The following is an 8,745-nucleotide window of genomic DNA, read 5'->3' as shown; positions in this document are numbered from 1 at the left end:
AATATTGGCTGGTCGCGACCGATTGGTATGGGCTTTATTCCGTGCTGGTGCCGGTCTATGCCTTCCTCCTCATGCCCGTGGTCTCGGCCCTGCGCGGCAGCCCCAAGGGCTACCTCGCGAGGGTGGCCGAAACCCAATGGGCGCTGATGATCTGCGTCTATTGCGTCAGCCATGTGCCGGCGCTGCTCTCGCTCCAGATCCCCGGCTATGAGGGGCGCAATGTCATCCTGATCGCCTGGCTCATCTTCACGGTGCAGCTGTCGGATGTGCTGCAATATGTCTGGGGCAAGCTGATCGGGCGGCGCAAACTCGCCCCCGAGCTGTCGCCCTCGAAAACCTGGGAAGGGCTGATCGGTGGCGTGCTGTCGGCCTCCGCCATCGGCGCGAGCCTGTGGTGGATGACCCCCTTCACGCTGGCGCAGGCCGCGGGCCTCGCGCTGGTCGTCACCCTGATGGGCAGCTTTGGCGGCCTTGTCATGTCGGCCATCAAGCGCGACAAGGGCGTGAAGGATTGGGGCCACCTGATCGCGGGCCATGGCGGGTTTCTGGACCGGCTCGACAGCGTGGTCTTCGCCGCGCCGATCTTCTTTCACCTTGTGCGTTATTTCTGGGCCTGATCATGAGTGACCTGCGCGACATCTTCACCAAGCTGGAAAGCGCCGAGGCCGAGGCCAAAGCCCGCATCCCAGACCCGGCGCCCGAGGCCGCACCCCAAAGCGCCCCTCCAGGCCCTGCGGCCCCAGACCCCGAAAACCGCCGCCCGATCAGCAGCCGCAACAGCCGCTTTGCCCAATCCGCCGCCCGGCGGCTGGCCGAAAGCGACATCACCCCCAACCAGATCAGCCAGGCCTCCATGGCCTGCGGCGCGCTTGGCCTTCTGCTCCTCTGGGGCGCAGGCGCCACCGCTGGCCCGCTGCAAGCCATGGCGCTGATCCTTGCGGCCCTCACCATGCAGGCGCGCCTGATCTGCAATCTGCTGGATGGCATGGTGGCGGTGGAGGGCGGCAAAACCAGCCCGACCGGCAGTTTCTGGAACGAGGCGCCCGACCGCGTGGCCGATGTTCTGTTCCTCTGGGGCGCGGGCCTCGCCGCAGGCCAGCCCGCATTGGGCCTTGCCGCCGCCGCGCTGGCCATCGGCACCGCCTATATCCGCGAACTGGGAAGGGCCGAGGGCTTCAAGCCGGATTTCCGCGGCCCGATGGCGAAACCGCATCGCATGGCCGCCCTCACCGCAGGCTGCCTCGCCGCAGCCTTGCTGCCCTGGGGCACTGCCATGGGCCTCCTGACACTCACCCTGTGGATTGTCATCCTGGGCACGCTCGGCACCATCCTGCGCCGCAGCCATAGCCTGTTGCAGGCGATGAACGCTCGCTAACCCCTTCAACCTGATCCAAATATCCTGGGGGTCCGGGGGTGAAACCCCCGGCGTATCCGCCGGGGGCCTCCATCTCAAATCCTCAAGCCAGCATCATCATCGGGTTTTCCAAACCTTCGATCACCGCCTTGAGGAACTCCGCGCCCAACGCGCCGTCGATCACCCGGTGATCCACCGACAGCGTCATCGACATCATGGTTGCGACCACGATCTCGCCCGCCTTGTTCACCACCGGCTTCTTCACGCCCGCGCCCACGGCCAGGATTGAGCCATGCGGCGGGTTGATCACCGCGTCGAAATTCTCCACCCCCATCATCCCGAGGTTGGAGATCGCAAAGCTGCCGCCCTGATATTCATGCGGGGCCAGCTTCTTCGATTTGGCGCGGCCTGCCAGATCCTTCATCTCGGCCGACAGGGCCGAAAGCGACTTCTTGTCGGCATCCTTCAGAACCGGCGTGAACAGCCCGCCCTCGATGGCCACGGCCACGGCCACATCCGATGGCTTCATCTTCAGCACCCGGTCGCCCGCCCAGACGGCGTTGCAATCCGGCACCTTCTGCAAGGCCAGCGCGCAGGCCTTGATGATGAAGTCATTGACCGACAGCTTCACGCCGCGCCCTTCCAGCGATTTGTTCAGCTGCTCGCGGAAGGCCATCAGCGTATCCAGCTGCACTTCGCGGCGCAGATAGAAATGCGGGATGGTTTGCTTCGCTTCGGTCAGACGCGCGGCGATGGTGCGGCGCATGCCGTCCAGCGGCATTTCGGTGTATTCGCGGTCGGCATAAAGTTTCTTCACCGCATCCGCCGAAACCGCAGGGGCTGCCGCCGGGGCCGGAGCCGCTGCCGCCACGGGGGCCGCCGCCGCCGCGACCGGAGCCGCCGCCTTGGGCGCGGCCTGCGCGCCCTCGACATCGGCCTTCACGATCCGGCCATGCGGGCCAGAGCCCTTCACCGCCGTCAGATCAACCCCCTTTTCCGCCGCAATGCGACGGGCCAGCGGTGAGGCAAAGACCCGCGCGCCGCCCGAGGCGGGAGCCGCCGGTGCTGCTGCAACCGCAGCCGCCGCCGGGGCGGCGGTCGCCACGGGGGCCGCCGCGGCAGGCGCCGCAGCCGGTGCGCTGGTGGCGGCAGAGGCGTCCTCGCCTTCCTCCAGCAGCACCGCGATGGGCGTGTTCACCTTCACGCCCGCGCTGCCTTCCGCGATCAGAATTTTCCCGATCACGCCCTCATCCACGGCCTCGAATTCCATCGTGGCCTTGTCGGTCTCGATCTCGGCCATGACCTGACCGGATTTCACCACATCGCCTTCCTTGACCAACCACTTGGCCAGGGTGCCTTCCTCCATCGTGGGGGAAAGCGCCGGCATCAAAACTTGAATTGCCATGTCTCTGTCCTCAGCGATAGCAAACGGATTTCACGGCCTCGACCACTTCGGCGGTCGTCACCAGCGCGAGCTTTTCAAGGTTGGCCGCATAGGGCATCGGCACATCCTTGCCGCACAGGTTGATCACCGGCGCGTCGAGGTAATCGAAGGCGCGTTCCATGATCACCGCCGACAGATGGTTGCCGATGGAGCCGACGGGGAAGCCCTCTTCCACCGTCACGCAGCGGTTGGTCTTCATGACCGAGGCCAGAACCGTGTCGTAATCCAGCGGGCGCAGCGTGCGCAGGTCGATCACCTCGGCGCTGATCCCCTCGGCGGCCAGCTTGTCGGCAGCCTCCAGGGCATAGGTCATGCCGATGCCAAAGCTCACGATGGTCACATCGGTGCCCTCGCGCCAGATTTTCGCCTTCCCGAAGGGGATGGTGAAATCGGGCAGGTCCGGCACCTCGAAGGATTTGCCATACATGATCTCGTTTTCAAGGAAGATCACCGGGTTCGGATCGCGGATCGCTTGCTTGAGCAAGCCCTTCGCATCCGCCGCCGAATAGGGCATCACCACCTTCAGGCCCGGCAGCGCCGCATACCAGGCCGCGTAATCCTGGCTGTGCTGCGCGCCCACGCGGGCGGCGGCGCCATTGGGGCCCCGAAACACGATGGGGCAGCCCAGCTGGCCGCCCGACATGTAATTGGTCTTGGCCGCCGAGTTGACGATATGGTCAATCGCCTGCATGGCAAAGTTGAAGGTCATGAACTCCACAATCGGGTTCAAGCCACCCCATGCCGCGCCCACGGCGATGCCTGCAAAGCCATGCTCGGTGATCGGCGTGTCGATCACGCGCTTCGGGCCGAACTCGTCCAGCAGGCCCTGGCTGATCTTGTAGGCGCCCTGATATTCGCCCACTTCCTCGCCCATCAGGAACACATTGCCATTTCCGCGCATTTCCTCCGCCATGGCCTCGCGCAGGGCTTCCCGCACGGTCATGGTCTTCATCGGCGTGCCCTCGGCCCAGTCGGAGGAGGCCTTGGAGACCACCGCCACCGGCGCCTTGGCCACCGCCGCAACCGGAGCCGCCGCTGCAACCGGCGCTGCCGCCGCCGCCACAGGGGCAGGGGCCGCATCGGCGCTTTCGCCTTCCTCGACCAGCACCGCAATCGGCGTGTTCACCTTCACGCCCGCCGTGCCCTCGGCCACCAGCAGCTTGCCGATGATGCCTTCATCCACCGCCTCGAATTCCATCGTGGCCTTGTCGGTCTCGATCTCGGCCAGAATCTGACCCGATTTCACCGTGTCCCCCTCCTTGACCAACCACTTGGCCAAGGTGCCTTCCTCCATGGTCGGAGAAAGCGCGGGCATAAGAACTTGAGTTGCCATGACGTTTCCCCCTCAGGCGTAGATGTCGGTGTAAAGCTCGGACAGCGCCGGTTCCGGGCTTTCCTTCGAGAACTCGGCCGCCTCATTGACGATGGCCTTGATCTCCTTGTCGATCGCCTTCAGGTCTTCCTCCGAGGCCAGCCCGCCCTGCGTCAGCAGATCGCGCACATGCTCGATGCAGTCCTTTTCGGTCTTGATCTTCTCGACCTCCTCGCGGGTGCGGTATTTCGCCGGGTCCGACATCGAATGCCCGCGATAGCGATAGGTCATCATCTCAAGGATATACGGGCCCTTGCCCGCGCGGCAATGCGCGATGGCCTTCTCGGCGGCTTCCTTCACCGCCAGCACATCCATGCCGTCCACCTGCTCGCCCGGAATGCCATAAGCCGTGCCGCGCCCGTAAAGCGTGGTCGATTTGGTCGCCCGCTTCATCGAGGTGCCCATGGCATATTGGTTGTTCTCGATGACGAAAATCACCGGCAGGCCCCACAGCTCGGCCATGTTATAGGTCTCGTAAACCTGACCCTGGTTTGCCGCGCCATCGCCGAAATAGGTGAAGGTCACATTGTCATTGCCCTTGTACCAGTCGGAGAAGGCGAGGCCCGCGCCCAGCGGCACCTGCGCGCCCACGATGCCATGGCCGCCATAGAAATGCTTCTCGCGCGAGAACATGTGCATGGAGCCGCCCTTGCCCTTGGAGTAGCCCCCCTCGCGCCCGGTCAGCTCTGCCATCACCCCCTTGGGGTCCATGCCGCAAGCCAGCATATGCCCGTGATCGCGGTAGGAGGTCAGGCGCTTGTCGCCCTCTTTCGCCGCCGCCTCAAGGCCCACAACCACCGCTTCCTGCCCGATATACAGGTGGCAGAAGCCGCCGATCAGCCCCATCCCGTAAAGCTGCCCGGCCTTCTCCTCGAAACGCCGGATCAGCAGCATCTCGCGGTAATAGCCCAGCAATTCCTCTTTCGAGACATTGGGTCTCTCTGGCGCCTTCTTGGTGGCCATGCGGCTCCCCTCCCATGCGGATAATGGTTCAACATTGAACTATCTCTGCATTATCGGGAAAATAAGGCCCCGCGCAAGCAAATCTCTCGCCGCGCTGCGGCATGGATGCGCCGCCCGCCTTTCATCTTGGCCCAAATATCCCGGGGTCCGGGGCAGCGCCCCGGCGGTTTCCACCAGCCAAACGCAGGCCGGATCAGCGGATCACCACCTCATCGGCACGGATATAGCCCAGCACATCGCGCACCTGCTCATCCAGCAGGTCCAGATCCAGATAGGCATCCGACAGGCGATGGGTGCGGTTTTGCAGCTCCAGAAGCTCGGCCGCCAGCCGGTCACGCTCGGCGGTCAGCGCCTCGGCCTCGGCATGGATCTGCGCGCGGCGGAAGACGCCGTAATCGCCCTGCACCGCGGCAAAGGTGAAATATCCGCCAAGGCCCACGGCCACGGCGAAGATCATCAGGCTGCCAATCGAAAAGCGGTGGGGGGTCATGCGCGCCTCAAGCTGTCGCCCCTCTTGCCGGGGGTGTCCTGCCTTTATGCCACAGCCGAATCGGCTTGTGAATCCGAAAAAAGCGGAGAGATCAGCGATTTGCGCCAAAAGACGGGGCGGGGGGCAGGCCGCCCCCCGCCACCGGGATCAGGCCTTGCCCTTGTAGATGTCGACCAGCTTGGCCAGCATCGCCAGCGCATCCTCGCGCGACCGCTGGAAGCTGTTGCGACCGATGATCGAGCCATTGCCGCCGCCATCGCGGATCGCGCGGGCATCGTCGAACACCGCATCGGCGCCTTTCGAGGCCCCGCCCGAGAACACGATGATCCGGCGGCCATTGAAGCTCGACTGCACGCAATGCTTCACCCGCGCCGCCATATCCGACACGTCGATCTGTTCTTTCTCATAGACCTTCTTCGCCTCGGGCAGCATCAGATGGTCGGTCGACAGCTTGATCTTGATGATATGCGCGCCCAGCAGGGCGGCGATATGGGCGGCATAGGCGGCCACGTCGATGGCGGTCTCGCCATCCTTCGTCACCGCCTCGCCGCGCGGATAGGACCAGATCACCGTCGCCACGCCCTTGGCCGCGGCCTCTTTGCGCATCTCGACGATTTCCTCGAACATGTCCAAAGCCATGTCCGACCCCGGATAGATGGTGAAACCGATGGCGGCGCAGCCCAGACGCAGCGCATCATCGACGCTCGCCGTGATCGCCTGATTCTTGCCCGCCGTGTCCGACATCAGGCTGTTGGCGCTGTTCACCTTCAGGATCGTCGGGATCTGGCCCGCAAAGGTATCGGCGCCCGCTTCCAGCGGCCCCAGCGGCGCGGCATAGGCGGAAAGCCCTGCGTCAATCGCCAGTTGATAGTGGTAATGCGGGTCATAGCCCGCCGGATTGGGCGCAAAGCTGCGGGCCGGGCCATGCTCAAAGCCCTGATCCACCGGCAGAATGATCATCTTGCCGGTGCCACCCAGCTTGCCTTCCATCAGCATGCGGCAAAGGTTGCCCTTCACGCCGGCATTCTCGCCTTCGTAATGGCTCAGGATTTTCTGCACCTGCTTGGTGGCGCGCATCGGAAAGCTCCTCTCAAGATCGCACGGGTCGCCGGGCCTGTCGCGGTCCCCCGCCGGCCTTCACCCCCTGCGATAGTCGCAGCCCGGTCGCCGCGCAATCATGGTTGCGCTAACAGCCTGACGGCCCTGACGAAACCGCGTCATCCTCGGCGCGCGCGAATCGGTCGGCCCCGCTTCGGCCCCGCCCCTGGCTGCCGCTCGGGCATTGTTTCGCCAGCGCGAACCATGCGCGCCCGCGGCCCGCATTACCCGCGGCGCCCTCCGCCAAATCCGCCACTTGTCACGCAAGCCTTGACCGCCGCCCGGCATTGCCCTCAAGTTTTATGCAAATTGCAGTGCGTGAGTATCGCCCGGCCTGCCCGGGCGTTTGAGGAGCAACATGACCAATCTTATCGCAACCTCTTTGATCCGGAGCGGCGTCAACCTGGGCAGCTTCGACGGGGCCGCCTTTGAAGACATCAACGCCAACGATCCCTCCGCCGTCTTCGTGCGCGTCGGCGGCAAGCGCATGGTGCTGGAGGGCGATTACAGCTATGACGCCGCCACCGGCGCGATCACCGGCACCGTGACCGGCATCGCCCTGCAAAGTCAGATGCTGGTGGATGGCGAGGCAACCCGCGCCACCGTGATGCGTCTGGGCAATCTGTCCCTCACCGGCACCGAGCTGATCAATCTGATCAAGACCACGGATGGCGACGGCTTTTTCGCCGCGCTGCTGAATGGCAATGACCTGCTGCGCGGCGGCGGTCTGCGCGACCTGCTGGAAGGGCAGGGCGGCAATGACCGGCTCGTGGGGCGGGGCGGCAATGACACGCTGAATGGCGGCGCGGGCGGGGACACCCTGCTGGGCGAGGATGGCCGCGATGTGCTGAATGGCGGCGCGGGCAGCGACAAGCTGTTGGGCGGCTATTTCGACGATACGCTGCGCGGCGGCTCCGGGGCCGATTACCTGCTGGGCGGCCGGGGCGATGATCGGCTGGAGGGCGGCGCGGGCCGCGACCGGCTGCGCGGCGGCGAGGGCGCGGATGCTTTCGTGTTCCGGGGCGATCACGGCTCGGATCTGATCGGCGATTTCACCACCGATGACACGCTGGTCCTGGGCGATGAATATTGGGGCGCCGCGCTGGAGGATGGCGAGGTGTCGCTGGCCGAGCGTCTGGCCCTGCTGGACGAGATTGCCACCGCCCAGGAGGGCGGCATCCTGCTGGAGCGCGGCACCGACCGCATCTTCATCGGTGGCATCACCGATCTGGACGAGCTGGCCAACCGCCTGCGCACCGTCGCACAGGAATTTGCCGAAGTTCTGTAAGCCTTTGGCTTGCCAAAGAAAAAGCCCCGCATTGCGGGGCTTTTTGCTGTCTGCCCTTGGGCCTAGAACAGGAAGCGATCCTCGGTCAGATCGGCCAGATCGACGCCGCGCAGCAGCACATCCATCCGGTCGCCCTCGCCGTCGATCATCGTCATCATCACGCCCCGCGCCACCTCGCGCAGCTGGAATCCGTCTTCCAGCCCGGCATCGGCGGCAGCGAAGGTCAGATCAAAGCCGATGAACTCGATCACATCTCCGGCGCCGAAATCGCGGATCACCGCGCTGCCCGGATCGGTGATGTCCGAGCTGTCGCCATGCGACAGGATCTTGAACCGATCCGCGCCGCCGCCGCCCCTCAGCACATCGCCGCCCGAGACGTAAAGCTCATCCGCGCCGCGCCCGCCAAACAGCGTATCGGCCCCGGCCTGCCCGTTCAGCACATCGCGCCCGCCAAGGCCCAGCAGCCGGTCATCTCCGGCGCCACCTGCCAGGAAATCCCAGCCCGCGCCGCCCGCCTGCGTCTCATCCGCCGCCGTGCCGAACCACTCGATCCCGCGCACCGTGGCGGCACCGGGGCCCTGGTCGCCCCCGTCATCGGTGGCGAAGGGCGAGGGGATGATCTGCACATTGTCCTGCGTCAACTGGCGCAGGGTCACATTCTTCACCAGCACTTCCTGAATATTGCCGCCGGTGTCGCGGGTGCGGATCAGCACATCCGAGCCCAGTTTCACCATCG

The 8,745-nt window shown here is 65.1% G+C and carries 8 protein-coding genes and 1 pseudogene; 3 read left to right on the top strand and 6 right to left on the bottom strand.

Translation table 11 applies throughout. The annotated features are described in order from the left end of the window. Positions 1-617 (top strand): phosphatidate cytidylyltransferase (locus tag JNN06_RS15425; RefSeq protein WP_291240484.1); only part of this gene is annotated, 617 nt, incomplete at its 5' end. A gap of 2 nt (positions 618-619) precedes the next feature. Beyond that, positions 620-1,375 carry a CDP-alcohol phosphatidyltransferase family protein gene (locus JNN06_RS15420; protein ID WP_291240483.1) on the top strand — a complete coding sequence of 252 codons (756 nt, stop codon included), beginning with the start codon at positions 620-622 and terminating at the stop codon, positions 1,373-1,375. Positions 1,376-1,457: 82 nt separating this feature from the next. Here the strand turns inward: JNN06_RS15420 and JNN06_RS15415 are convergent, their stop codons facing one another. The 5 genes from JNN06_RS15415 to JNN06_RS15395 all read right to left on the bottom strand — a co-directional run bounded on the left by JNN06_RS15415 (position 1,458) and on the right by JNN06_RS15395 (position 6,700). Further along, the gene (locus JNN06_RS15415) at positions 1,458-2,759 is read right to left on the bottom strand and encodes a pyruvate dehydrogenase complex dihydrolipoamide acetyltransferase (RefSeq protein ID WP_291240482.1); all 1,302 of its coding nucleotides are present in this window, start codon (positions 2,757-2,759) and stop codon (positions 1,458-1,460) included. 10 nt (positions 2,760-2,769) lie between these two features. Continuing rightward, positions 2,770-4,131 carry a pyruvate dehydrogenase complex E1 component subunit beta gene (locus JNN06_RS15410; RefSeq protein ID WP_291240481.1) on the bottom strand — a complete coding sequence of 454 codons (1,362 nt, stop codon included), beginning with the start codon at positions 4,129-4,131 and terminating at the stop codon, positions 2,770-2,772. Positions 4,132-4,143: 12 nt separating this feature from the next. Further along, positions 4,144-5,133: a pyruvate dehydrogenase (acetyl-transferring) E1 component subunit alpha gene (gene pdhA / locus JNN06_RS15405; protein WP_291240480.1), complete on the bottom strand. Its 990-nt coding sequence runs from the start codon at positions 5,131-5,133 to the stop codon at positions 4,144-4,146. A 193-nt stretch (positions 5,134-5,326) separates the two neighbouring features. Then, entirely contained in the window at positions 5,327-5,623 is a 297-nt protein-coding gene (locus JNN06_RS15400; protein ID WP_291240479.1) for a septum formation initiator family protein, read from the bottom strand. A 147-nt stretch (positions 5,624-5,770) separates the two neighbouring features. Beyond that, on the bottom strand, positions 5,771-6,700 hold the full coding sequence (locus tag JNN06_RS15395; protein WP_291240478.1) for a class I fructose-bisphosphate aldolase: 930 nt from the start codon (positions 6,698-6,700) through the stop codon (positions 5,771-5,773). 379 nt (positions 6,701-7,079) lie between these two features. On the opposite strand from JNN06_RS15395, the gene JNN06_RS15390 reads away from it, so the two are divergent. Continuing rightward, positions 7,080-8,009 (top strand): calcium-binding protein, encoded by a 930-nt coding sequence (locus JNN06_RS15390; protein ID WP_291240477.1) that lies wholly within the window; start codon positions 7,080-7,082, stop codon positions 8,007-8,009. A 62-nt stretch (positions 8,010-8,071) separates the two neighbouring features. Here JNN06_RS15390 and JNN06_RS15385 read toward each other — a convergent pair. Next, a pseudogene (locus JNN06_RS15385) lies at positions 8,072-8,745 on the bottom strand (hypothetical protein); the annotation flags it as partial.

It is taken from the genome of Gemmobacter sp. (assembly GCF_016792925.1).
In the GTDB taxonomy this organism is placed as follows: domain Bacteria; phylum Pseudomonadota; class Alphaproteobacteria; order Rhodobacterales; family Rhodobacteraceae; genus Gemmobacter.
The sequence above is the reverse complement of the archived record's forward strand: the minus strand, read 5'-3'. Positions and strand labels throughout refer to the sequence as shown.

Coding starts and splice junctions, on each gene's coding strand:
- JNN06_RS15420 (WP_291240483.1), top strand. CDS start 620: ATGAGTGACCTGCGCGACATCTTCACCAAGCTGGAAAGCGCCGAGGCC.
- JNN06_RS15415 (WP_291240482.1), bottom strand. CDS start 2,759: ATGGCAATTCAAGTTTTGATGCCGGCGCTTTCCCCCACGATGGAGGAA.
- JNN06_RS15410 (WP_291240481.1), bottom strand. CDS start 4,131: ATGGCAACTCAAGTTCTTATGCCCGCGCTTTCTCCGACCATGGAGGAA.
- pdhA (WP_291240480.1), bottom strand. CDS start 5,133: ATGGCCACCAAGAAGGCGCCAGAGAGACCCAATGTCTCGAAAGAGGAA.
- JNN06_RS15400 (WP_291240479.1), bottom strand. CDS start 5,623: ATGACCCCCCACCGCTTTTCGATTGGCAGCCTGATGATCTTCGCCGTG.
- JNN06_RS15395 (WP_291240478.1), bottom strand. CDS start 6,700: ATGCGCGCCACCAAGCAGGTGCAGAAAATCCTGAGCCATTACGAAGGC.
- JNN06_RS15390 (WP_291240477.1), top strand. CDS start 7,080: ATGACCAATCTTATCGCAACCTCTTTGATCCGGAGCGGCGTCAACCTG.